We start from the raw sequence: 24,235 nt of genomic DNA, 5'->3' as shown, positions 1-24,235 counted from the left end.
ACGGTCGGTTGCATGGTCGGTTGCAAATCGGGTTGCATGAAGCGGCCGTGCGCGTGGTTGCGCTTTGTTCAGGTTGACGATAACGTAAACGTCGATTCTAGCGTTCAATCCGCTTTTGTGCCCGTCCATCAGGACAGACCGGACAGGCCGACCCAGACCCAACGATGAACACCCAATACACGATTACCGAACTGGCCCGCGAATTCGACGTGACACCGCGTGCGATCCGCTTCTACGAAGACCAGGGTTTACTCTCACCGAGCCGCGAAGGGTCGAGCGGATTGCGCCGCGTGTACTCGGGCCGCGACCGCACGCGGCTGCGGCTGACGCTGCGTGGCAAGCGTCTGGGGTTCACGTTGTCGGAGATTCGCGATCTGCTCGACCTGTACGATTCGCCGACGGATACCCAACCGCAGTTGCAGGCGTTCCTCGCGACGGTGGTTCGGCATCGCGAAGTGCTGGAGCGTCAGCGCGAAGACCTCAACGCGACGCTCGAAGACCTCGCGCAATATGAAGCGCAGGCGCGCGCGTTGCTCGAACTCGGCACGCGCGGCGACGGTTACAGCGAGGCAGACAAACTCGCGCACGAAGGCACCAAGACAGATTGAAAGAAGAAACCTGATCGGAAGATCGGACGCCAAACACGACAGTTGGCGCGGCGTTGCGTGAAGATGCGCCGAACGCCATGCAACACGCTTCAAACGGCAATGCGTCGACGCCGCGCTCAAAAGGCCTGAAGGCGTCTCGCAAGCTCACCCGGGCGATACAATCGCAGGGGTCTTCGCGACATTGAACGAATGCACGGTCGACATGAATCACTTTCCCAAACTGCTATCGTCACAGATCGGCTTCGACGTCGCGGAGACGCTGCTCGCGGGGTTCGACCGGCATTACCGGATCTTCCGCGAAGCGGCGATCCACGCGAAAGACCTGTTCGAAACCGCCGACTGGCACGGCCTGCAGAAACTCGCGCGCGACCGGATCACGTCGTATGACGAGCGCGTACGCGAGTGCATCGAAAAGCTCGAGGACGAATACGACGCCGAGAGCATCGACGACGAAGTCTGGCAGCAGATCAAGCTGCACTACATCGGACTTTTGACGTCGCACCGCCAGCCCGAATGCGCGGAGACGTTCTTCAATTCGGTGTGCTGTCAGATCCTGCATCGCTCGTACTTCAACAATGATTTCATCTTCGTGCGGCCCGCGATTTCGACCGAGTACATCGAGAACGACGAGCCGGCAGCGAAGCCGACGTATCGTGCGTATTACCCCGGCAGGGACGGCCTCGCCGTCACGCTGGAGCGCATCGTCACGAACTTCCAGTTCAACCCGCCGTTCGAAAACCTGCCGCGCGACGTCGAATGTGTGATTCAGGCGCTGCACGACAACTTCGGCACCTTCAACGAGGCGCCCAATTTCCAGATTCACGTGCTGTCGTCGCTGTTCTTTCGCAACAAGGCGGCATACATCATCGGGCGTATCATCAACGGCGACATGATGGTGCCGTTCGCATTGCCGATCCATCACGTGAAGCCGGGCCTGCTCGCAATCGATGCGCTGCTTTGCAAGCGCGATCAGCTGCTGATCATTTTCAGCTTCGCGCACTCGTACTTCCTCGTCGATATCGAAGTACCGTCCGCGTACGTCGAATTTCTCGGCAGCATTCTGCTCGGCAAGCCGAAGGCGGAAATCTATACGTCGGTGGGCTTGCAGAAGCAGGGCAAGAACCTTTTCTATCGCGATCTGCTGCAGCATCTGAGGCATTCGAGCGACCGGTTCATCATCGCGCCCGGCATCAAGGGCATGGTGATGCTCGTGTTCACGCTGCCGTCGTTTCCGTACGTGTTCAAGCTGATCAAAGATTCATTCCCGCCGCCGAAAGAAACGACGCGCGCGCAGGTGGTGGGCAAGTATCAGCTCGTCAAACGCCATGACCGTCTGGGACGCATGGCCGACACGCTCGAATATTCGAGCGTCGCGTTGCCGCTGTCGCGCCTCGATCACGCGCTCATTCGCGAGCTCGAAAAGGAAGCGCCGTCGATGCTCGAATACGAAGGCGATAATCTCGTCATCAGGCATCTGTATATCGAGCGGCGCATGGTGCCGCTCAACATTTTCCTGCAGAACGGCACGGACGCCGACGTCGAGCACGGCATCCGCGAGTACGGCAACGCGGTGAAAGAACTGATGCAGGCAAACATCTTTCCCGGCGACATGCTGTACAAGAACTTCGGCGTCACGCGGCACGGACGCGTCGTGTTCTACGACTACGACGAGATCGAATACCTCACCGATTGCAATGTGCGCGCGGTGCCGCCGCCGCGCAACGAGGAAGACGAGATGTCGGGCGAGCCGTGGTACACGGTCGGTGCGCATGACATTTTTCCGGAGACGTACAACACGTTTTTGCTCGGCGACACGCGCGTGCGCGAATATTTTCTCAAGCATCACGCGGATTTCTTCGACCCTGCGCTCTGGCAAAAGCACAAGGATCACATTCTCCGAGGTGAGTTGCCCGACTTCTATCCGTACGACGGTAGCCTGCGTTTTTCCGTGCGCTATCCGGAACGGTTCGCAGCGGATCAGGACCACGCCGCCAATGCATCCACCAAGCCGACGGTGCGCGCAGCATGAAAGCGCACGCCGTCCACGATCGAACAACATCAAACAACCAGATTTACGTCGGAACGAATCATGACTACGAACGCTTCTGCTACTGAACATCCCCTCGCGCATCTGTTTGCGAACAACGATGCCTGGGTCTCGCACAAGCTCGAACAGGACCCTGAGTTTTTCTCGCGGCTCGCGCATCAGCAGGCGCCTGAGTATCTGTGGATCGGCTGCGCGGATTCGCGCGTGCCCGCCAACGAGATCATCGGCCTGCCGCCGGGCGAAGTGTTCGTTCACCGCAATATCGCGAACGTCGTCGTGCACTCGGACCTCAACTGTCTGTCCGTGGTCCAGTTCGCCGTCGATCTGCTGAAGATCAAGCACATCATGGTCGTCGGCCACTATGGCTGCTCGGGCGTCGGTGCGGCGCTGCACGGCCGGCGCGTCGGTCTCGCCGACAACTGGCTGCATCACGTGCAGGACGTGCGCTCGAAGCACGCTGCGCTGCTCGAAGAATGGCCGATGGGCGAAGCGCGGCATCGCCGCCTCGTCGAACTGAATACGATCGAACAGGTCGTCAACGTGTGCCGCACGACAATCGTCAACGACGCATGGGCGCGCGGCCAGGACCTCACCATTCACGGTTGGGTGTATGGCGTCCATGACGGCCGCGTGCGCGATCTCGGCATGACGATCAAAGATCCGTCGAGGCTGGAGGAGACCTACACCAGTTGCGTCGCGGCCGTTTCCGCGAACCGCGCGCACACGGCTGACAACGACATGGTCGCCGCCGACGCCGAAAAGCTCGGCGACGTGGCCGCTGTCGTTCACGGTGTTATCAAGGAGATGAAACATGAGTGAGACAAAAGATGCTGTGGTCATCGTTTCCGTCGCGCGTACGCCGATGGCCGCGTTCCAGGGCGAGTTCGCGTCGCTGACGGCGCCGCAGCTCGGCGCAATCGCGATCAAGGCAGCCGTCGAACGCGCGGGCTTGAAGCCCGAACAGGTCGAGGAAGCCGTGATGGGCTGCGTGCTGCCCGCGGGCCAGGGCCAGGCGCCCGCGCGTCAGGCGGCGCTCGGCGCGGGCCTGCCGCTGTCGACGGGCTCGACGACCGTCAACAAGATGTGCGGCTCCGGCATGCGCGCGGCGATGTTCGCGCACGACATGCTCACGGCCGGCTCCGTCGACGTGATCGTCGCGGGCGGCATGGAGAGCATGACGAACGCGCCGTACCTGCTGCCGAAGGCGCGTGGCGGCATGCGCATGGGCCACAGCCAGGTGATGGACCACATGTTCCTCGACGGTCTCGAAGACGCCTACGAGAAAGGCCGTCTGATGGGCACGTTCGCCGAAGAGTGCGCAGGTTCGTACGATTTCACACGTGAGTCGCAGGACAAGTTCGCCATCGAGTCACTGACGCGCGCGAAGCGCGCCAATGAAGACGGCTCGTTCGCGTGGGAAATCGCACCCGTTACGATCGAAGGCAAGAAAGGCAGCGTCACGGTCGAGCGCGACGAACAGCCGTTCAAGGCGAATCTCGACAAGATTCCGACGCTCAAGCCCGCGTTCAGCAAAACGGGCACGGTGACGGCCGCGAACTCGTCGTCGATCAGCGACGGCGCGGCCGCGCTCGTGATGATGCGGGAATCGACGGCGAAGAAGCTAGGCGTGATGCCGCTCGCGCGCGTCGTCGGCCATGCCACTTTCGCGCAGGAACCGGCGAAGTTCACCACGGCGCCCGTCGGCGCGATCCGCAAGCTGTTCGACAAGAACGGCTGGAAAGCGCAAGACGTCGATCTGTATGAAATCAACGAGGCATTCGCCGTCGTCACGATGGCCGCAATGAAAGAGCACGACCTGCCGCACGACAAGGTCAACGTGAACGGCGGCGCGTGCGCCCTCGGACACCCGATCGGCGCATCGGGCGCGCGTATTCTCGTCACACTGATCGGGGCGCTGAAAAAACGTGGCCTGAAACGCGGCGTCGCGAGCCTGTGCATCGGCGGCGGCGAAGCGACGGCGATGGGCGTCGAGCTGGTCTGACGCATCGTTCGAATGGCGGCGCGCGGCGGCCTGCGCGCAACGAGACACGACAGGACATCTCATGAAGACAGTGTTGATCGTAGGCGCGTCGCGCGGCATTGGACGCGAGTTCGTGAAGCAGTATCGGCACGATGGCTGGCGTGTGCTCGCCACCGCGCGCGACGAGGCGTCGCTCGGTGAACTCGTTGCGCTCGGTGCCGAAGCGTTTTCGCTCGATGTCGCGGCACCCGAGGACATTGCCGCGCTCGGCTGGAAGCTGGACGGCGAGCGGCTCGATGCCGCCGTGATCGTGTCGGGCGTGTACGGGCCGCAGACGGAAGGCGTAGAAACCGTCACCGCCGACGACTTCGACTTCGTGATGACGACCAACGTGCGCGGGCCGATGCAGCTGATCCCGGTTCTGCTGCCGCTCGTCGAAGACGCGCGCGGCGTGCTGGCCGTCCTGTCGAGCCGCATGGGCAGCATCAGCGAGGCGACGGGAACGACGGGCTGGCTGTATCGCGCGAGCAAGGCGGCGCTCAACGACGTGCTGAAAGTGACGTCGCTGCAGACGCGCCACGCCACCTGCGTGTCGCTGCATCCCGGCTGGGTGCGCACCGACATGGGCGGCGCATCGGCCGCCGTCGATCCCGCACATAGCGTGCGCGGCATGCGCGAAGTGCTGGCGCAGGCGTCGAGCACGCCGCATCTCTTTCACGGCCGGTTCTTCCAGTACGACGGCACGGCGATCGACTGGTAACGGCAAACATCACACAAATAATCAGGAGACACCCGCATGTTGCTCGATCAGGACCACCTGATGATCCGCGACGCGGTGCGCACTTTCGTGCGCGACGCCGTGACGCCGAATGCGGCGCAATGGGACCGCGACCGTAAGTTTCCCGCCGACGTGCATCGCCAGCTCGCCGAACTCGGCGCGTACGGCGTGCTCGTGCCGGAGGAATACGGCGGCGCCGGACTCGATGCGCTCGCGCTCGCGCTGATACTCGAAGAGATCGCGGCGGGCGACGGCGGCACGTCGACGGCGATCTCGGTCAACAATTGCCCCGTATGCAGCATTCTTCTGACGTATGGCAACGAGCAGCAGAAACGCGACTGGCTCACGCCGCTCGCGCGCGGCGAAATGCTCGGCGCGTTCTGCCTCACCGAACCACAAGCGGGGTCGGATGCCTCGGCGTTGCGCACCACTGCCACCCGCGACGGCGACTTTTACGTGCTCAACGGCGTCAAGCAGTTCATCACAAGCGGCAAGAACGGCAATGTCGCGATCGTCATGGCTGTTACGGACAAAAGCGCCGGCAAGCGCGGCATCAGCGCGTTCGTCGTGCCGACGGACACGCCCGGCTACGTCGTCGCGCGGTTAGAGGAAAAGCTCGGGCAGCATTCGTCCGATACCGCGCAGATCGTCTTCGACAATTGCCGCGTTCCCGCCGCCAACCTGATCGGCGCGGAAGGCGAAGGCTACCGGATCGCGCTGTCGGGGCTCGAAGGCGGGCGCATCGGCATTGCTGCTCAGAGCGTCGGCATGGCGCGCGCGGCGTTCGAAGCGGCCCTCGCGTACGCAAAGGAGCGTGAAAGCTTCGGACAGCCGCTCTTCGCGCACCAGGCCGTGCAGTTCCGTCTCGCCGACATGGCGACGCAACTCGAAGCGGCGCGCCAGTTGATCTGGCACGCAGCATCGCTGAAGGACGCGGGCCAGCCGTGTCTGACGGAAGCGGCCATGGCCAAACTGTTCGCCTCCGAGGCTGCGGAGCGCATCTGTTCGGCCGCACTGCAGATTCACGGCGGCTACGGCTATCTGAGCGACTTTCCCGTCGAACGCATTTATCGCGATGTTCGCGTCTGCCAGATCTACGAAGGCACCAGCGATATCCAAAAGATTCTCATCGCGCGCGGACTGAGCTGAATCTCTTCTCAATCTTTCATGACTGCATCAGCAAAACAACGTCCCACCGATTGCCCTTGCGGCGGCGCCGCGCCGAACCGGCGCGACTCCGACAAACCGCCGCGTTTCGCGGATTGCTGCGGCCGGTTCATCGACGGCGGCGCGGCCGCGCCGACCGCGCTCGAACTGATGCGCTCCCGCTATAGCGCCTACGCGCTCGGCGAATCCCAATATTTGCGCGATACATGGGCACCGCAAACCTGCCCCGCCGATCTTGACGCCGACCCGAGCGCAGCCGCCGCGCATCGCTGGCTGGGTCTACAGATCAAACGCTTCACGCCGCTCGACGCTACGCACGCCGAAGTGGAATTCGTCGCCCGCTACAAGGTGGGCGGACGAGCGCATCGGCTGCATGAATCCAGCCGTTTTATCAGAGGCGAAGATGGGCATTGGCGTTACGTCGATGGCGATGTAAGCGATCGCTGACGCTCGCGTTCCGGTTGCGCTGCAACAACGTATCAAGCATCCCTTACATATCTCAAATAAGGGCCATTTCTGTAAGAAAATCAACGTGTTGGGTGGGCGCCACGTCCCTCAATTACCGATTCTTTCCGAATTGCCGCCGAAACCCGCCCCAAACGGCTTCGTGCACATCTGACAAAAGGAAATTCGTGCCGCAAGGGGTTTGTACTGAATTGCACAAATATAAATTGTCGTGCCAGGATGAGGCTACAGATGTTGCAGCGCTCCGTTGCGAGGTGGCGGTCCACCGCTCCCGCAGGATGTCCAGACGCACCGCCTGCTGACTCTTCAGCGGGCAAGCGATCAGGGGCATCGCGAGGCGCTCACTTCGACGCGTGGGGTCGCGTCGACCGGCTTCGGTTCATTCCAATGCGGTCTTGATCTGTCTGAGTGCGTGAACAACGCACCGTACGTGATTTTTTTGACCTTGTTTTGGCGTGTCACCGTACCGAAATCAGTTCTGCGGGCAACCGTAGGGAAGGTTCAGGCGCTTTTGAGAGCAGGTGTTGCGGATGGTGTTCAGCAAAGTTCTGACGGTATGTGCGATCTCGGCGGCCTTCGTGGCCAGCGCCGTGACGACCGCGCACGCGGACCCGCTCACGGACGTCGAGGCCGGCCCGCTCGGCCGCGCGCAAGTGCAGCGCCTCGCGCTCGATGAAGACGGCTACCTGCCCGTCGTCAAGCTGAGCGAACAGATTGTCCGCATTCCCGTCGCCGCCGACGGCGATGTCGCCCTCGAAACGACCATCTACAAGCCCGAAGGTCCGGGCCCGTTCCCGATGGTCGTGTTCAACCACGGCAAGATTCACGGCGATCCGCGCATGCAGACGCGCAGCGATCCCGTGTCGCTGGCGCGCGAATTCGTGCGCCGCGGCTACGTCGTGGTCGCGCCGAACCGCCAGGGCTTTGCCGATTCGGGCGGCACCTATGTGCAGGATGGCTGCGATGTGACGCGCAACGGCATGAGCCAGGCCGCCGACGTCGCGACGACCGTCGACTACATGTCGAAGCAAAGCTACGTGGACGCGAAGCACATCGTCGTGGCGGGCACCTCGCACGGCGGCCTCGCGACGATTGCCTACGGCACGAACGCCGCGTCCGGCGTGCGCGGGCTGATCAATTTCTCCGGCGGCCTGCGCCAGGACGCCTGCACCGACTGGCAAGGCAATCTGACGCACGCCTTCGGCACGTACGGCGAAAAGACACATGTGCCGTCGCTGTGGCTGTACGGCGACAACGACTCGATCTGGCCGTCCACACTCGTTTCGCAGATGTACGCCGCGTATACCGATAACGCGCAGGGCAAGGGCGCGACCGCGAAAATGGTCGATTTCGGCTCGTACAAGAATGACGCGCACCGTCTGGTCGGCGATCGCGACGGCGTGCAAGTCTGGTGGCCGTCCGTCGAAGCGTTCCTCGCACGCGTCGGCATGCCGACGGGTGTCCAGTACCGCGTTGCCGAGCCGACGCAACCGAAGGCGACGCATTTCGCGTCGATCGATGCCGTCGACTCCGTGCCGTTCGTCGACGAAGCTGGCCGCGCCGGCTACCGTAACTTCCTGCATCAGTATCCGAGCCGCGCGTTCGCGGTGTCCGATTCGGGCGCATGGTCGTGGGCAGAGGGCGGCGACGATCCGATGTCGGTGGCCGTCGCCAATTGCCAGAAGCAGAGCGCGGACCCGTGCCACCTCTACGCGGTAAACGATGCCGTCGTGTGGAAAGACGGTGCAACTCAAACGGCCGACGCCGACTCCCCTTCGAAGAACGACAGCAAGCCCGCGCTGGCTAGCCGCTGATTCTCTCGCCGCCCGTTGCGTATAGCGCGACGGGCAAAACTTCCTGATCCCGCCGCTTTTAGAGCACGCGCCGCCACTGCGTCCTGCGCGCTCGCACATCCCACCGCACCTGAATCCGTTTGCGCAGGAACTGCTTGACGCAGTTCATTGCCGCTTCGCTTCGTGCCCGGCCGTCGAAACCGGCGCGTGATCAAGCTTTCCGACCGATCGTCACGCTGGCGTGCGCGATCTTTGTCAGTCCGGCCTGCACGTGTCGCCAGATAGCACTTGAGCTTATCGAGCCCCGCATCCATCGCGCCGTAGACGCGCGCCCCCTGCACCTCCCTTGCGCCCTTTGCCTGTGTCCTTCGCTTGCCTGCGCCCGCACGCCCAGTACGCACTCGACAGAACGGCTAACACAGCCCCCACCGCATGCGCTCCCCGATACAGCCCTGAAAACGCCGACACACGGCCAGAATTTTTTCACAGGGGACCCATGACTTTGCCGTCGTCATCTACGGCCATCTGCCGTCTTTGAAAACGAACAGGCGCGAGCTGTCGCGAACCACCAGAAATCGCACGCAGGCCCTTGAAAACACGGGATTTTCAGGTAGTGCATCGCAGCGGAGTTCGCGCTAATCTCACCTCCGCTGTCGCAAAAAAGCGTGCTGCGGAGGCACTGCGAGCCTTTGCAGCGCATCGTCGCGGCAGCCAATCCGACGCCACGGAAAACGCCCGCAGTCGCCGTCTCCGACGCGCTGCCACTCACGCTTCCCGTCGCCGGATTCCAGGTGGACGTCAACCGTCCCGATTCGCCAGCAGCATTTGCATGACCGACCCGCACGACGCGCCGCGCCCCCAACGCCGCGCTCTGCCCGGTTCATGCCCGGAGCAGTTTTGAATACACAGGCAAACGAAGACTGGATCGCCCGCAGCCTGCGCGCTGTGTGGCATCCCTGTACACAGATGAAGCATCACGAGCGCTTTCCGCTCGTGCCCATATCGCGCGGCGCCGGCGCGTGGCTTTACGATCGCGCCGGACACCGTTATCTCGACGCGATCAGTTCGTGGTGGGTAAACCTGTTCGGCCACGCGAACCCGCGCATCAACGCGGCGCTGAAAGATCAGCTCGACACGCTGGAGCACGCGATGCTAGCCGGCTGCACGCACGAACCCGCGATCGAACTCGCCGAGCGTCTGAGCGCGCTCACGCAGAACACGCTGGGTCACGCGTTCTTCGCGTCGGACGGCGCGTCGGCTGTCGAAATCGCGCTGAAGATGAGCTTCCATTCGTGGCGCAATCGCGGCTACGACTACAAACGCGAGTTCGTCTGTGTCGCGAACAGCTACCACGGCGAGACGATCGGCGCGCTCGGCGTCACCGATGTCGCGCTTTTCAAGGACGCCTACGATCCGCTGATCCGCAACGCGCATGTCGTCGCGTCGCCCGACGCGCGTTTTGCGCGTGAAGGCGAAACGGCCGCCGACGTCGCGCAGCGCGCGCTCGCCGATGTGCGCTCGCTGTTCGAATCGCGTGCCGATAACATCGCCGCGCTGATCGTCGAGCCGCTCGTGCAATGCGCGGCGGGCATGGCGATGCACGACGCGTCGTATATCGCAGGCTTGCGCGCGCTGTGCGACCGCTATGGCGTCCATCTGATCGCCGATGAGATCGCCGTTGGCTGCGGACGCACGGGTACGTTCTTCGCATGTGAACAGGCCGGCGTGTGGCCGGATTTCCTGTGTCTGTCGAAGGGCATCAGCGGCGGCTATCTGCCGCTGTCGATCGTGCTGTCGCGCGACGAAATCTTCGCCGCCTTCTACGACGACGACACCACGCGCGGCTTTCTGCATTCGCATTCGTACACGGGCAATCCGCTCGCGTGCCGCGCGGCGCTCGCCACCCTCGACCTGTTCGCCAGCGACAACGTGCTCGTTGCGAACGAAAAGAAATCGGCGGCACTGCGCGCCGCGCTCGAACCGCTCGCGCAACACGCGCAGGTGCGCAATCTGCGCCAACGCGGCACGATCATCGCATTCGATGCCGTTATCGACGATGCCAATGCCGCGAAGACTTTCTCGCGCCGCTTCTTCGAAAACGCGTTGCAGCGCGAACTGCTGCTGCGCCCGATCGGCACGACCGTGTATCTGATGCCGCCGTACATTCTCGACGACGAAGAAATCGCGCTGCTCGCCGGGCGCACGCTGGCCGCCTTCGATGCGACATTGACGGAGGCGCGCTGATGCAGTTGCTTGAAACGCTCGAACAAGGATTACAGGACATCGACGCACGCGGCCTGCGCCGCCGTCGCCGCACGGTCGACTCGCCGTGCTCCGCGCATATGACCGTCGACGGCCGCAACATCATCGGCTTTGCGAGCAACGACTATCTTGGCCTCGCCGCGCATCCGCTGCTCGTCGCGGCGATCGCGGAAGGCGCGCGCCGCTACGGCGCGGGCAGCGGCGGCTCGCATCTGCTCGGCGGCCATTCCCGCGCGCACGCGCAACTCGAAGACGACCTCGCCGAATTCGCGGGCGGCTTCGTCGACAATCCGCGCGCGCTGTATTTCAGCACCGGCTATATGGCGAACCTCGCGACGCTCACGGCGCTCGCGGGCCGTGGCACGACGCTGTTCTCCGATTCGCTCAATCACGCATCGCTGATCGACGGCGCGCGGCTTTCGCGTGCCGACATCCAGATCTATCCGCACGCGGATGCCGAAGCGTTGAGCGCGATGCTCGAAGCGTCGGACGCCGCCGTGAAGCTGATCGTCACCGACACCGTCTTCAGCATGGACGGCGATATCGCGCCGCTCGCGCGTCTCGTCGAACTTGCGGAGAAACACGGCGCATGGCTCGTCGTCGACGATGCGCACGGCTTCGGCGTGCTGGGCCCGCAAGGTCGCGGCGCGATCGCAGAGGCCGCGCTGCGCTCGCCGCATCTGATCTCCATCGGTACGCTCGGCAAGGCTGCTGGCGTGTCGGGCGCGTTCGTCGTCGCGCATGAGACGGTGATCGAATGGCTGGTGCAGCGCGCGCGTCCGTATATCTTCACGACGGCGTCGGTGCCGTCGGCGGCGCATGCCGTGTCCGCGAGCCTGCGCATCATCGGCGGCGACGAGGGTGAGCACCGGCGTACGCATCTGCGTGCGCTGATCGGGCGCACGCGCGACATGCTGAAGCGCACGCCGTGGCTGCCTGTCGATTCGCACACTGCCGTGCAGCCGCTCATCATCGGCGCGAACGACGCGACGCTCGAAATAGCCGCCACGCTCGATCGCGCGAATCTGTGGGTGCCTGCGATCCGTCCGCCGACCGTGCCCGAAGGCACGTCGCGTCTGCGCATCTCGCTGTCGGCCGCGCATTCGCACAACGATCTCGACCTGCTCGAAACCGCGCTGATGAAGACGGCGGAGGCGGCGGCATGACCAACGCACTGTCCCTCTTCGTCACGGGCACCGATACGGAAATCGGCAAGACCCTGGTTTCGGCAGCGCTGCTGCGCGGCTTCGCACGCGAAGGACTGCGCGCAGCTGCGATGAAGCCGATCGCGGCGGGCGCGTCGCTGGTGGACGGCGTGCTGCACAACGAAGACGCCGATCAGCTCGACGCTGCCGCCAATGTGCTGTTGCCGCCTGAGATTCGAACGCCGTTCATGCTCAGGGAACCGGCAGCGCCGCATATCGCCGCCGCGCTCGAAAACGTGATGCTCGACATGACGCGCGTCGTCGACGCGCATAACGCGGCGCTGCAAATGGCCGATGTCGTCGTCGTGGAAGGCGTCGGTGGCTTTCGCGTGCCGCTCACCGACGCGCACGACACTGCCGATCTCGCGTTCGCATTGAATCTGCCTGTGGTGCTGGTCGTCGGCATGCGACTGGGCTGCATCAGCCACGCGCTGTTGACGGCGGAAGCGATCGCCGCGCGCGGCCTGCCGATTGCCGGCTGGGTCGCGAACCGCGTCGACCCGGAGATGCTGTTCCCCGACGAAAACATCGCGGCGCTACGCGACCGGCTCGACCGGCAGTACGGCGCGCCGTTGCTCGGCATCGTGCCGCATCTGAGCCCCGCGTCGGCGGATATCGCCGCGACGCATCTCGACACCAACCGGCTGCTGCAGACGCTGCGTGCCGCGCAGCGCTAGCCGCGCGCCGCTCGCTGCTGGCCTCTCGCCCGTTAAAAGCCTTCAAAAAATCAAATCATTGAGGATCGATCCCATGAGCCATATCACTACTGCTGCACTGCCCGTCACGCCTTCGCAGGCGGCCGCCGCTGCCGATGCCGCCGCCACGCGCTGGCGCGTCGCCGACGTCGTCGCGCTGTACGATCTGCCGTTCAACGACCTGCTGTTCCGCGCGCAACAGGTGCATCGGGAGCATTTCGATGCGAACACCGTGCAGCTGTCCACGCTGCTGTCGATCAAGACGGGCGGCTGCGAGGAAGACTGCGCGTACTGTCCGCAATCGGTGCATCACGACACCGGGCTGAAAGCCGAAAAGCTGATGGAAGTCGAAGACGTGCTGGCCGCCGCGCAAGTGGCAAAACAAAACGGCGCGACGCGTTTCTGCATGGGCGCCGCATGGCGCAATCCGAAGGACCGTCATCTCGAACCGATCAAGGACATGATTCGCGGCGTGAAGGCAATGGGGCTCGAAACCTGCGTGACGCTCGGCATGCTCGAAACGCATCAGGCGCAAAGTCTGCGCGACGCGGGTCTCGATTACTACAACCATAACCTCGACACGTCGCCGGAGTTCTACGGCCAGATCATTTCGACCCGCACGTATCAGGACCGGCTCGAAACGCTCGAACGCGTGCGCGACGCGGGCATCAATGTGTGCTGCGGCGGCATCGTCGGCATGGGTGAATCGCGACGCGAACGCGCGGGCCTGATCGCGCAGCTCGCGAACATGGAGCCGTATCCGGAATCGGTGCCCATCAACAATCTCGTGCAGGTCGAAGGCACGCCGCTGACCGGCACGGAAGCGCTCGACCCGTTCGAGTTCGTGCGCTCGATCGCCGTCGCGCGCATCACGATGCCGCGCGCCATGGTGCGACTGTCGGCCGGTCGCGAACAGATGAACGAAGCGCTGCAGGCGATGTGCTTCCTCGCCGGCGCGAATTCGATCTTCTACGGCGACCAGTTGCTGACCACGAGCAATCCGCAGGCGGAAGCCGACCGCAAGTTGCTCGAGCGCCTCGGCATTCGCGCGGAGGCGGCGCAGCAGATGCCGCTCGAGCGCAGCGGATGCGAGCACGGATGTGACGGGCATTGATGTTTTTTGCCGCGATGCGGCTGCGTTGATCGACGCGGACTGAACGTGATAGGGCTGGTTTGGCCTTTCTTTTGGTTCATCGAGGATTTGGGACGTTAGAGTTTTGTCCTGTGCGGACGCTGTTGGTGTTTTGCTTTTGCTGGCATCCGCGATTTGTTAGCGTGCTTCAAGCGTTGCCCCTGTGCGGGGCGGCACCTACTTTTCTTTGCCGCCGCAAAGAAAAGTAGGCAAAAGAAAGCGGCTAACACCGCCAGATCTTCTTCTTGCCTGAGGGCCCCCAACCGGTCCCACACTTCACACGGCAACCACGTGACTCATGCTTGTTGCCAACGCTCTGATTTGACGCATCACCCGCTTCACACACCCGCGTTGCAGCACGCCGTACCGGATATTCCACCGCCGCCCAGGTGGCAAACTGTGTGTAGGCCGTAGCGCTACACTCGCCTCACTTCGGACCGATAGCGCACGCATGCCATCATGTAAGAGCGCCAAGCTATACAACGGGACAACCTACACACAGTTTGCCACCTGGGCGGCAGAAACCATTCGCTGCCGCTAGCCCGTGCACAGGCATTCGAAGCGGGTGAGGCGCTTAGTTCGCGCGTTGGCAACGAGCGCCAACAGAGATGTTGCCGTGTGAAGTGTGGGACCAGTTGGGGGCCCTCAGGCAGGAAGAAATGTTGGCGGTGTTAGCCGCTTTCTTTTGCCTACTTTTCTTTGCGGCGGCAAAGAAAAGTAGGTGCCGCCCCGCACAGGGGCGACGCTTGAAGCACGAAGGCAATACGCGGATGCCAGCGCAATGGCCAAAACACCGCCCGGCAACGCCAGCGCCACGTAGGCGCCGCGCGGATGCCAGCAAAAAAGCAAAAACAAAAACCAACCCCGACGCGCAGCGCCTACTTCCTGTCGACGATGATCTGATCGAACGTGCCGCCGTCGGCGAAGTGAGTTTGCTGCGCCTTCTGCCAGCTGCCGAACACCTGCTCGACGGTGAACGTCTTCAGCGGCTTGAACTCGCTCGCGTGCTTCGCGAGCACGGCGGGATCGCGCGGACGCAAATGATGCTGCGCGATGATCTCCTGCGCGGGTGCCGTGTACAGATAGTCGAGATACGCCTGCGCTTCCTTGCGCGTGCCGCGCTTGTCGACCACCTTGTCAACGATCGCGATGGGTGGCTCGGCGAGAATGCTCATCGACGGATACACGGCCTCGAAGCTGCCGGCGCCCACGCCCGTGTCGATCAGCGACACTTCATTTTCGAACGTCACCAGCACGTCACCGATGTCGCGCTGCGTGAACGTCGTCGTCGCGCCGCGCCCGCCCGTGTCGAGCACGGGAACGTTGCGGAAGATCGCCTTTTCGAAGTCGAGCGCCTGGGCATCCGTGGCGCCGTTCTGCTTCTTGTAACCCCACGCGGCCAGATACGTATAGCGGCCATTGCCCGCCGTCTTCGGATTCGGGATCACGACCTGCACGCCGGGCTTCGCCAGATCTTCCCAGTCCTTGATGTGCTTCGGATTGCCCTTGCGCACGAGAAACACCATCGTCGTCGTATACGGCGCGCTGTTGTCCGGCAGACGCGCGCGCCAGTTCGCGGGTACGAGCTGGCCACGCTCGGCGAGCAGGTCGATGTCGTTCGGCTGGTTCATCGTCACGACGTCGGCCTGCAAGCCTTGCAGCACCGACAGTGCCTGCGCGCTCGATGCGCCGTGCGACTGTTTGACCGATACCGTCTCGCCGCTCTTCTGCTTGTACGCCGCGATGAAGCCTGGATTGATGTCTTTGTACAGCTCGCGCGTGACGTCATACGACACGTTGAGCAGCGATGCATCCGCATGCGCGCTCTGCGCGGCGCCGAGCGAAAGCGTCAACGTCATGAAGCCAGCCGCGAGCCTGCGCGTTTGATCCCCTCTGCCTGCCATCTTTTCCCCGCTTGTTAATGATGAAGCATGTCGCCGCGACGCTGCGGCTGGAGCAGCGATTCTAGCGGATCGATTCGCGCGACTCCTGAGAGCGCCTGGATTAATTCCTACGTCGTCCGGCCAGGTTTCTCGACATGGTAGTCACGCGTACGATTGGTTCGTAACGGTGCTCGCGAATCGCGGATCGTCGCGTTGCAGCGTAATTTAACGTTGTTCGTCCGTTGGGTTTCTGATCATCCAGAACCCTGCTTAAGAAAGATTTTGCTTAGGATTGTACGAATGGAAACGCTAGAAAAACCCCATGTGAAGCGCCGCTTTCATACGCTTCTACTGATTCACGGTGGTCTCAATATGGAGGCACGCATGACCCGGGCTGAAACCACAATCGAACATATTCTCCAGGACCTCGAAGACCTCAAACGTGAAGTGCGTGAGTTGAGGACCTATGTCGACCAGCGCTTCAGCGCGCTGGAAAGTATTATGCGCACCGAATTCCGCCTGCTATGGGCGGCGAACTTCGCGCTCGCCGGTCTGCTGGCGAAGGGCTTCCACTGGATCTGATGCATATGGCGTTGCGTAGCCGCAGCGTCTAGCTGAATGCCTGCGTGGCGAGCGCCTCGCCCTCATCGTGAAACCGTAGCGGCGCAGCGCAATGCGCGAGCGTGTCCACGAAGTATTTCGCGCGCGGCCAGGGTCCAAAGCCCGCGGCGGTATTGATGTGACCTGCGTCGCCCAGATTGACGAACGCGCTGCCCAGATGCCTTGCCAGCTCGCGCGCGTCGGCAAGCGCCATCCACGGGTCGGTCTCGCTGCCGATCAAAATGGAAGGCACGCCAAGACGGCGTGCGTCGAAAGCACCCGCAAACTTGAACTTCTTCGGGCTGGCAGGTGCGACGAATAGCACGCCCGCTATATCGGCAACTGGCACGCCCTGTTGCAACGCATGCGCGGCGGCCAGGCATCCGAAGCTGTGCGCGGCGAGCACGAACGGCCCGCGCTCCTTCGCCAGCACGTCGCGTACGGCTTGCGCCCATCGGGCGAGATCAGGCGCATCCCAATCCGCCTGCTCGACTCGCAAGGCGCGCGGGAATTGACGTTCCAACCAGGTTTGCCAGTGTGCCCCTTCGCTGCCGTGCAAGCCCGGCACGGTCACGAGCCGTGGCGGCCAGATCGATCGGGTGCACGAAAACATGATTCTTTCCTCGTAGCGGGAATCTGGAAATCATTGTCGCGTGGGCGGCGCATGGCTTGAACCAATTTTTCGTGCTTTGCATATCGCCGTGCCGCTGCGCGTGCTGGCTTGCGCCCGCATCGTGCGCCTCGCGGCTGCGGGAATGCGCGCGAAGGTCGGCGAAAAAGTAGAATGAAGCCTATCCATAAAAGCACCCCGCTTCTGGCGACAGCAACGCTCAACCGGCCACGCATGAAAGTCCTTTTCTATACACCGCAATCCGAGGCCGACGTCTGGCTGCGCGACCTGTCGCGTGCACTGCCAGGCGTCGACCTGCGCGAATGGCAACCGGGCGACAACGCCCCCGCCGATGTCGCCGTCGTCTGGAAGCCACCGCGCGAGATGCTCGCCGGCCGCGACGACTTGCGCGCGATCTTCAACCTTGGCGCAGGCGTCGACGCGATCCTGAAGCTGGAGCGCGAGCATCCCGGCACGCTGCCGCGCAACGCGCAGCTCGTGCGGCTCGAAGATACGGGGATGGCGCAACAGATGGCCGAGTACGTGATGCACGCGGTGCTGCGTTACATGCGCCGCTTCGACGAATACGACCGGTTGCAGGCAGAACAGCGCTGGCATGTGCTCGAACCGCACGCGCGCGAAACGTTCACGGTCGGCGTGCTCGGTCTGGGCGTGCTCGGCTCGCATGTAGCGACGACGCTCGCCGCGGCAGGCTTCCCGGTGCGCGGCTTCAGCCGCAGCGCGCGCGAGATCGAAGGCGTCACGACCTTTGCGGGCGAAGCGCAGTTCGATGCGTTCCTCGATGGCGTCAAAGTGCTCGTCAACCTGCTGCCGCACACGCCCGACACGGACGGCGTCCTCAACCAGCGCAACTTGTCGAAGCTCGCGCGCGGCGCGTACCTCGTCAATATCGCGCGCGGCGCGCATCTCGTCGAACAGGATTTGCTCGTTGCGTTGGAGCAAGGCCAGATTGCCGCAGCCACGCTCGATGTATTCGTTGAGGAACCGTTGCCGTCGCAGCATCCGTTCTGGAAGCACCCGCGCATTTCGATCACGCCGCATATCTCGGCGTTGACGCTGCGCGAAGAAAGCGTCGCGCAGATCGCGCAGAAGATCGGCGCGTTGATGCGTGGCGAGCCGATCGGCGGAATCGTCGATATCGGGCGCGGTTATTGAGCGCCACGCAAGACCGCGTCACGCGGCAGCAAGTGACTTGCAGGGACGGGAGCAAGCGTCAAAGCGCCGGCTTCCGTCGACACAGGAGACAAACATGGCCATGCCACAAGCAGTGAAAATCGTCGAAGTCGGTCCGCGCGACGGACTGCAGAACGAGAAGGAATTCGTACCCACCGAGGTCAAGATCGAGTTGATCAATCGCCTGTCGGCGGCCGGGTTCAGGAATGTGGAAGCGGCTTCGTTCGTGTCGCCCAAGTGGGTGCCGCAGATGGCCGACGGCGCCGACGTGATGGCGGGCATCGAGCGTCGCGCGGGCACGATCTACTCGGTGCTGACGCCGAACCTGCGCGGCCTGGAAGGCGCCGTCGCCGCGCGCGCGGACGAGATCGTGATCTTCGGCGCGGCCAGCGAAGCATTCTCGCAAAAGAACATCAATTGCAGCATTGCGGAAAGCATCGAGCGCTTCGTGCCTGTCGCGCAGGCTGCAAAAGACAAAGGCCTCCGCATACGCGGCAGCGTGTCGTGTTCGCTGGGGTGTCCGTATCAGGGCGACGTGCCCGTCGCGTCGGTCGTCGATGTCGTTGAGCGTTTCGCCGCGCTCGGTTGCGACGAGATCGATATCGCCGACACGATCGGCGTCGGCACACCGAAGCGCACGCGTGAAGTATTCGCCGCCGTCACGCAGGTGTTTCCGCGCGAGCGCCTGTCGGGGCATTTCCACGATACTTACGGCCAGGCGCTCGCGAACATCTACGCCGCGCTGCAGGAAGGCATCGAGATTTTTCATGCGTCGGTTGCGGGACTCGGCGGATGTCCATACGCGAAAGGCGCAACGGGCAACGTCGCCACGGAAGACGTGCTGTATCTGATGAACGGACTCGGCATCGAGACGGGCATCGACCTCGCGCAAGTCGTCGAGATCGGTGATTTCATTTCGACGTCAATCGGCAAGCCGAACGTGTCGCGCGCGGGCAAAGCGCTACTGGCGAAGGCACGCAGCGAAAAGTCCACCTGCGTATGACTCATCACAGGAACACAACACATGTCGGATAACGCAACGGTACAAACACCTCACACGCCCGATCTGGATTCGCTGCCCGAGTCGGCGCGCCGCGTCGCGCTTTTGCTGCGCGAGCGCGGCCATGCCGGACAGGTCGTGATGCTGCCGGAAACGGGCAAGACGTCGGCGGAAGCGGCGGCGGGACTCGGCTGCTCGATCGCGCAGATCGCCAAGTCGATCCTGTTTCGCCGCCGCGAAGACGATGCGCCCGTGCTGATCATCGCAAGCGGCGCGAATCGCGTCGATGAAAAGAAGGTGGCGGCGCAGGTCGGTGAGATTGCGCGCGCGGACGCGAAGTTCGTGCGCGAGAAAACGGGTTATGCGATCGGCGGCGTGTGTCCGATCGGTCACGCAACGACGCCCGTCACGCTGATCGACGCCGATCTCCTCACGCTCGACAGCCTGTGGGCAGCCGCGGGTCATCCGCATGCGGTGTTCAATCTGACGCCGCAGGAACTGGCCACGCTGACGGGCGCGCCCGTCGTCGACGTGGCGTTGCGCGAGACGGCATGACAGCCGACACGGCTCGCGCTCAGGACACGGCGCAAACCATCGCGCCCGTTCCTTCGCCATGCATCAACGTGTGCCGGATGAATAGGTCCACGGGCCTGTGCGAAGGTTGCCTGCGCACGATCGCCGAAATCGCGAACTGGTCTTCGTTCGATGACGCGGCTAAACGCGCGGTGTGGGATGAAATCGACAGGCGCCACGTGGACTTCATGGCGAAGCAGTCACCGAAACGCGAGGCGAAGACATGAACACGCCGCCGCGCGTCGTCACGGTCGGCGAGACATTCAGCGCGACGCTGAGCCTGGTTGCGGAATCGATCAAGTCGTTCGCCACACTCGTGAACGACCTCAACCCGCTCCATCACGACGACGCGTACGCGGCGCAAAGCCGCTTCGGCGGCCTGATCGCCTCCGGCACGCAGCCGACCGCGCACTTCATGGCGCTGCTCGCCACGCACTTCTCGACCTACGCGCAGCCGCTCGGGCTCGAGTTCGACATCAAGCTGAAGAAAGCCGCGCACAGCGGCGACACGCTGACGATGACCTGGCGCGTCGTCGGCGCATTCTGGAAAGCGAGTCTCAACGGCGATCTGACACAGCTCGAAGGCAGCGTCGTGAACCAGCGCAGCGAAACGGTTGTGATCGGCAAGTCGACGATACTCGTGATGCCGAAGCCCGCCGCACAGGAAGGCGACGCATGATCGCGCTGCCGCCGTCGATACGCGTGTTCGAACGCGGCTGGCTGTCGTCGAACAATGTGCTGCTCGTCGACGAAGCAAGCGCGGCGCTCGTCGATACCGGCTACGCGTCGCACGCGGCTCAAACAGCGGCGCTCGTCAGACACGCGCTCGGCACGCGGCCACTCGACCTGATCGTCAACACGCATCTGCATTCGGATCACTGCGGCGGCAACGCGCAATTGCAGGCAAGGTGGCCATGCCGGACGCTGATTCCATCGACGGAAGCGGACGCTGTGCGCGAATGGGACGAGTCGCGTCTGACGTTTCGCGCAACAGGTCAATTCTGCGAACGTTTCGCATTCTCGGACACGATCGAACCGGGCACTCGCCTGACGCTCGGCGCACTCGACTGGGATGTGCTCGGCGCGCCGGGCCACGACCCGCATTCGCTGATGCTGTATTGCGCCGGGCAAAAGCTGCTGATCAGCGCCGACGCGCTGTGGGAAAACGGCTTCGGCGTGATCTTTCCGGAACTTGAAGGCGAAAGCGGTTTCGCAGAGCAACAGGCCGTGCTCGAACTGATCGGCACACTCGATGTAAAGACGGTGATTCCAGGCCACGGCGCACCGTTTTCCGATGTGCATGCAGCACTCGATCGCGCGTTGTCGCGCGTCGCGTGGCTGCGCGCCGACCCGGCACGCAACGCGAAAAACGCGCTGAAGGTATTGATCGTGTTCAAGCTGCTCGACGCACGCTCGCTATCTTTCGAAGCCTTGCTGCGTGTGCTCGACGACGCAAGCGTGATGCGGGCCGCGGCATCGATACTAAAGCCGCGCAGCGCATGGCCCGCACTGTTGCGTGAACTGATAGAAGGATTGGCGGCGGAGAATGGGCCGCTGCGATTCGACGGCGAGCAGATCACTGCGCGCGCCGGTTGATTCGTGAGCCGAAGCCACGTGCATGGCCGTATAAAAAGAAAGCCGCTCGGCTTTCGGTTCGAGCGGCGTAATTACTGTTGACGTGATCAGCGTCGAAGAAATAATACCCGCGCGTAGCTTTCGAACGCATCGGTGATTTCCCTACAGAATTGTTAACGCCGGCCTGACACCTTATTCGGATTCCGTACTATCGGTATGAAGTACCGTTATATGGAGTAGCGCCGCGTCGGCGTCGGCACGATGCGCCAGCCCAGATTCACGCCGGCCGCCGCAAGCAGGATCAACACCGCGCCAAGCACCTGAATCCACGCGAGCTTCTGTCCGAACGCGATCCGGTCGACGACGATCGCCACGACTGGGTAGATGAAAGACAGCGCGCCCGTCATCGCCGTCGGCAGCTTCTGGATTGCGCCGTACAGCAGCACATACATGATCCCCGTGTTCACGATGCCGAGCGTGACGAGCTGCAACCAGTGCACGCCCGTCGTAGGCAACGCGTCGTACTGCACGAACGGTGCGAGCATGACGACCCCTGTCGTCACCGTGATCAGCGCGATAAGGTGCGGCGGCGTGTTCTTCAAGTGCTTTGTGATGATCGACGAAACCGCGTACAGGAAGGCCGCACCGACGGCAAACGCGACGCCTTGCAGATACTGTCCCGGCATCGCGAGCACAGCCGGCTCCACTTTCACAACGAACACGAGTCCGACGAATGCGATCAGCAGCCAGGCGACCGTCGATGCCGTCACGCGCTCGCGGAACACCAGCGCGCCGAGCGCGACGAGCATGAAAGGCTGTGTGCTGTAGACGGTGGTCGCCATCGAGATCGACGCGCGCGAGTAAGCGGCGAACAGCAGCACCCAGTTCATGACGATGGCCGCGCTGCCGAGCGTGGCGAGCGCGATCATCTTCCACGAAAACAGCTTGCGTTTGAGCAGTCCGAGGACGGCGCAGATCAGCAGCAGCGTCGCGCCGCCGAACAGGCATCGGAAGAACGCGACGTTCAGAGCCGATTGCTGCGACGAAACGACGAGCCAGCCAATCGTCCCCGACATCAGCATCGCGAGCGTCATCTCGAACGCGCCGTGCCGCACTTCGTTGTTCACTGCCATCTGAAACTCTCCAGAAGAATCACATCTTGCGATCAGTGTAATTAATCCGAAGTGGCCAATACATATCTAAAATCAGGTAATCGAGCGAATCAACCTTAAATGCGAAGGCCAAAATGACAAAGCGCCTTAATCCCGACACCAGGCAAGCTCCGGCACCCGCGACGCTCGACGACACCGATCGCATGCTGCTCGCGAGTCTCGCCGACGACGCGCGCCAGCCCGTCAGCGAACTCGCGCGCAGCGTTGGACTCTCCGCGCCCGCGACGGCGGACCGCTTGCGGCGCCTCGACGCACAAGGCGTGATCGAGCGCTTCACGGTGCAGATCGATCCGCGCGCGCTAGGCTACACGTTGCAGGCGATCGTGCGCGTGAAGCCGTTACCCGGTCAGTTACATCTGGTGGAGGACGTGATTCGCCGCATTCCGGAGTTCGTCGAATGCGACAAGGTGACGGGCGACGATTGCTTCATCTGCCGCCTGTATCTGCGCTCGATCGATCAGCTCGACGAGATTCTGTCGAAAGTGACCGAGCGTGCAGAAACGAGCACCGCAATCGTCAAGTCGACGCCGGTGCCGCGGCGCCTGCCGCCGCTCGCTTAAAGTACGCGAGCGGCTTAAAAGCGCCCAGCAATCAAAGCTCCACGGCCTCGAAGAAGGACAACATCTCCGCGACGAGTTCGGCGGGCGCTTCCTCGGGAATGTAGTGGCCACACGGCAGCGAACGGCCGCTGACGTCGCGCGCAACCTTGCGCCATTCGGCGATCGGCTCGAAGCATTTCTCGATCACGCCTTCCGCGCCCCACAGCACGCGAAGCGGGCAGGCAATCTTATGTCCGCGTTCGATATCGGCGCGATCGTGCTCGAGATCGATCGTCGCCGATGCGCGGTAGTCCTCGCACATCGCATGCACGGCGCCCGGCTGCCGCAAGGCCTTTCGATACTCGGCGAGCACCTCGGGCGCGAACGGCGCGAGGCCCGCGTGACGGCTGCCCATCACGCGATCGACGTAGACATCGGGATTGCCTTCGATCAGCGTCTCGGGCAGCGGCTCCGGCTGGATCAGGAAGAACCAGTGGAAATAGAGCGTCGCGAACGTGCGGTCGGTGGCTTCGTACATTGCGAGCGTCGGCGCGATGTCGAGCAGCATCAGGCGCTCGACGGCATCGGGGAAGTCGAGCGCCATGCGGTGCGCGACCCGCGCGCCGCGGTCATGCGCGCACACGAGAAACCGCTCGTAGCCGAAGTGGCGCATCACGGCGACCTGGTCGGCGGCCATCGCGCGCTTTGAATACGGCGCGTGCGCCTCGTCGCTCGGCGGTTTCGCCGACGCGCCGTAGCCGCGCAGGTCGGTCGCGATCACCGTGAAATGCTCGGCGAGTTGCGCCGCGCAGCGATGCCAGATCAGATGGCTCTGCGGATGACCGTGCAGCAACAGCAAAGGCGGCCCTGCTCCGCCCTTGACTCCATGAATATCGACGTCGCCGGCCGTGACCCGAAAGGGTGTGAAGTCCGCGAAGAGCATGTCGGATCTCGTT

25 protein-coding genes are annotated in these 24,235 nt (G+C 63.1%); 21 read left to right on the top strand and 4 right to left on the bottom strand.

The window, feature by feature from the left end; translation table 11 throughout:
* Nucleotides 1-164 precede the first annotated feature (164 nt).
* The 12 genes from SB822_RS38590 to bioB all read left to right on the top strand — a co-directional run bounded on the left by SB822_RS38590 (nucleotide 165) and on the right by bioB (nucleotide 14,115).
* Nucleotides 165-608, top strand: coding sequence for a MerR family transcriptional regulator (locus SB822_RS38590; RefSeq protein ID WP_410857093.1), 444 nt, complete (start codon nucleotides 165-167; stop codon nucleotides 606-608).
* A gap of 202 nt (nucleotides 609-810) precedes the next feature.
* A complete protein-coding gene (gene aceK, locus SB822_RS38585) occupies nucleotides 811-2,637 on the top strand; it encodes a bifunctional isocitrate dehydrogenase kinase/phosphatase (RefSeq protein ID WP_410857092.1) in 1,827 nt (608 codons plus the stop codon).
* 60 nt (nucleotides 2,638-2,697) lie between these two features.
* On the top strand, nucleotides 2,698-3,474 hold the full coding sequence (gene can, locus SB822_RS38580; protein WP_007577800.1) for a carbonate dehydratase: 777 nt from the start codon (nucleotides 2,698-2,700) through the stop codon (nucleotides 3,472-3,474).
* On the top strand, nucleotides 3,467-4,657 hold the full coding sequence (locus SB822_RS38575; protein WP_410857091.1) for an acetyl-CoA C-acetyltransferase: 1,191 nt from the start codon (nucleotides 3,467-3,469) through the stop codon (nucleotides 4,655-4,657). Before can ends, SB822_RS38575 begins: the two co-directional genes overlap by 8 nt.
* A gap of 61 nt (nucleotides 4,658-4,718) precedes the next feature.
* Nucleotides 4,719-5,396 (top strand): SDR family oxidoreductase, encoded by a 678-nt coding sequence (locus SB822_RS38570; RefSeq protein ID WP_410857090.1) that lies wholly within the window; start codon nucleotides 4,719-4,721, stop codon nucleotides 5,394-5,396.
* A 36-nt stretch (nucleotides 5,397-5,432) separates the two neighbouring features.
* Entirely contained in the window at nucleotides 5,433-6,563 is a 1,131-nt protein-coding gene (locus tag SB822_RS38565; RefSeq protein ID WP_410857089.1) for an acyl-CoA dehydrogenase family protein, read from the top strand.
* Nucleotides 6,564-6,581: 18 nt separating this feature from the next.
* Entirely contained in the window at nucleotides 6,582-7,028 is a 447-nt protein-coding gene (locus SB822_RS38560) for a YchJ family protein (protein ID WP_410857088.1), read from the top strand.
* Nucleotides 7,029-7,576: 548 nt separating this feature from the next.
* Nucleotides 7,577-8,860: a dienelactone hydrolase family protein gene (locus SB822_RS38555; RefSeq protein ID WP_007577811.1), complete on the top strand. Its 1,284-nt coding sequence runs from the start codon at nucleotides 7,577-7,579 to the stop codon at nucleotides 8,858-8,860.
* 861 nt (nucleotides 8,861-9,721) lie between these two features.
* Nucleotides 9,722-11,083, top strand: a complete 1,362-nt coding sequence (gene bioA, locus SB822_RS38550; protein WP_035536054.1) for an adenosylmethionine--8-amino-7-oxononanoate transaminase — start codon at nucleotides 9,722-9,724, stop codon at nucleotides 11,081-11,083.
* Entirely contained in the window at nucleotides 11,083-12,267 is a 1,185-nt protein-coding gene (gene bioF / locus SB822_RS38545) for an 8-amino-7-oxononanoate synthase (RefSeq protein WP_114220443.1), read from the top strand. The genes bioA and bioF overlap by 1 nt, the downstream gene beginning before the upstream one ends.
* Nucleotides 12,264-12,983: a dethiobiotin synthase gene (gene bioD / locus SB822_RS38540; RefSeq protein WP_007577816.1), complete on the top strand. Its 720-nt coding sequence runs from the start codon at nucleotides 12,264-12,266 to the stop codon at nucleotides 12,981-12,983. The genes bioF and bioD overlap by 4 nt, the downstream gene beginning before the upstream one ends.
* Before the next feature lie 73 nt (nucleotides 12,984-13,056).
* A complete protein-coding gene (gene bioB / locus SB822_RS38535; RefSeq protein ID WP_079484081.1) occupies nucleotides 13,057-14,115 on the top strand; it encodes a biotin synthase BioB in 1,059 nt (352 codons plus the stop codon).
* Nucleotides 14,116-15,011: 896 nt separating this feature from the next.
* Here bioB and SB822_RS38530 read toward each other — a convergent pair.
* Nucleotides 15,012-16,037 carry a sulfate ABC transporter substrate-binding protein gene (locus SB822_RS38530; protein ID WP_410857087.1) on the bottom strand — a complete coding sequence of 342 codons (1,026 nt, stop codon included), beginning with the start codon at nucleotides 16,035-16,037 and terminating at the stop codon, nucleotides 15,012-15,014.
* Nucleotides 16,038-16,316: 279 nt separating this feature from the next.
* On the opposite strand from SB822_RS38530, the gene SB822_RS38525 reads away from it, so the two are divergent.
* Entirely contained in the window at nucleotides 16,317-16,598 is a 282-nt protein-coding gene (locus tag SB822_RS38525; protein WP_410857086.1) for a hypothetical protein, read from the top strand.
* Between the two features lie 28 nt (nucleotides 16,599-16,626).
* Here SB822_RS38525 and SB822_RS38520 read toward each other — a convergent pair whose 3' ends face one another.
* Nucleotides 16,627-17,229 carry an RBBP9/YdeN family alpha/beta hydrolase gene (locus SB822_RS38520; RefSeq protein WP_410857085.1) on the bottom strand — a complete coding sequence of 201 codons (603 nt, stop codon included), beginning with the start codon at nucleotides 17,227-17,229 and terminating at the stop codon, nucleotides 16,627-16,629.
* A 40-nt stretch (nucleotides 17,230-17,269) separates the two neighbouring features.
* Between SB822_RS38520 and SB822_RS38515 the strand changes: the two genes are divergently transcribed.
* From SB822_RS38515 to SB822_RS38485, 7 genes are all read left to right on the top strand, one after another.
* Complete coding sequence (locus SB822_RS38515; protein WP_410857084.1) at nucleotides 17,270-17,404, top strand: hypothetical protein; 135 nt, start codon at nucleotides 17,270-17,272, stop codon at nucleotides 17,402-17,404.
* A gap of 56 nt (nucleotides 17,405-17,460) precedes the next feature.
* A complete protein-coding gene (locus SB822_RS38510; protein ID WP_410857083.1) occupies nucleotides 17,461-18,402 on the top strand; it encodes a 2-hydroxyacid dehydrogenase in 942 nt (313 codons plus the stop codon).
* A gap of 94 nt (nucleotides 18,403-18,496) precedes the next feature.
* Nucleotides 18,497-19,423, top strand: coding sequence for a hydroxymethylglutaryl-CoA lyase (locus tag SB822_RS38505; RefSeq protein ID WP_410857082.1), 927 nt, complete (start codon nucleotides 18,497-18,499; stop codon nucleotides 19,421-19,423).
* 21 nt (nucleotides 19,424-19,444) lie between these two features.
* Nucleotides 19,445-19,975, top strand: coding sequence for a YbaK/EbsC family protein (locus tag SB822_RS38500; protein ID WP_007577823.1), 531 nt, complete (start codon nucleotides 19,445-19,447; stop codon nucleotides 19,973-19,975).
* Nucleotides 19,972-20,220: a DUF1289 domain-containing protein gene (locus SB822_RS38495; RefSeq protein ID WP_094296990.1), complete on the top strand. Its 249-nt coding sequence runs from the start codon at nucleotides 19,972-19,974 to the stop codon at nucleotides 20,218-20,220. The genes SB822_RS38500 and SB822_RS38495 overlap by 4 nt, the downstream gene beginning before the upstream one ends.
* On the top strand, nucleotides 20,217-20,672 hold the full coding sequence (locus SB822_RS38490; protein WP_007577826.1) for a MaoC family dehydratase: 456 nt from the start codon (nucleotides 20,217-20,219) through the stop codon (nucleotides 20,670-20,672). The genes SB822_RS38495 and SB822_RS38490 overlap by 4 nt, the downstream gene beginning before the upstream one ends.
* Complete coding sequence (locus tag SB822_RS38485; protein WP_410857081.1) at nucleotides 20,669-21,589, top strand: MBL fold metallo-hydrolase; 921 nt, start codon at nucleotides 20,669-20,671, stop codon at nucleotides 21,587-21,589. The genes SB822_RS38490 and SB822_RS38485 overlap by 4 nt, the downstream gene beginning before the upstream one ends.
* Nucleotides 21,590-21,795: 206 nt before the next feature.
* On the opposite strand, the gene SB822_RS38480 is transcribed toward SB822_RS38485, so the two are convergent.
* Nucleotides 21,796-22,701: a DMT family transporter gene (locus SB822_RS38480; RefSeq protein WP_410857080.1), complete on the bottom strand. Its 906-nt coding sequence runs from the start codon at nucleotides 22,699-22,701 to the stop codon at nucleotides 21,796-21,798.
* Between the two features lie 113 nt (nucleotides 22,702-22,814).
* On the opposite strand from SB822_RS38480, the gene SB822_RS38475 reads away from it, so the two are divergent.
* On the top strand, nucleotides 22,815-23,300 hold the full coding sequence (locus SB822_RS38475; RefSeq protein ID WP_079484076.1) for an Lrp/AsnC family transcriptional regulator: 486 nt from the start codon (nucleotides 22,815-22,817) through the stop codon (nucleotides 23,298-23,300).
* A 31-nt stretch (nucleotides 23,301-23,331) separates the two neighbouring features.
* Here SB822_RS38475 and SB822_RS38470 read toward each other — a convergent pair whose 3' ends face one another.
* Entirely contained in the window at nucleotides 23,332-24,222 is an 891-nt protein-coding gene (locus SB822_RS38470; RefSeq protein ID WP_410857079.1) for an alpha/beta fold hydrolase, read from the bottom strand.
* Nucleotides 24,223-24,235: the final 13 nt, after the last annotated feature.

This window comes from Paraburkholderia sp. SIMBA_054 (assembly GCF_046534875.1).
GTDB lineage: Bacteria > Pseudomonadota > Gammaproteobacteria > Burkholderiales > Burkholderiaceae > Paraburkholderia > Paraburkholderia hospita.
Note: the sequence above shows the minus strand (reverse complement) of the source record. Positions and strands in the feature narration are given on the sequence as shown.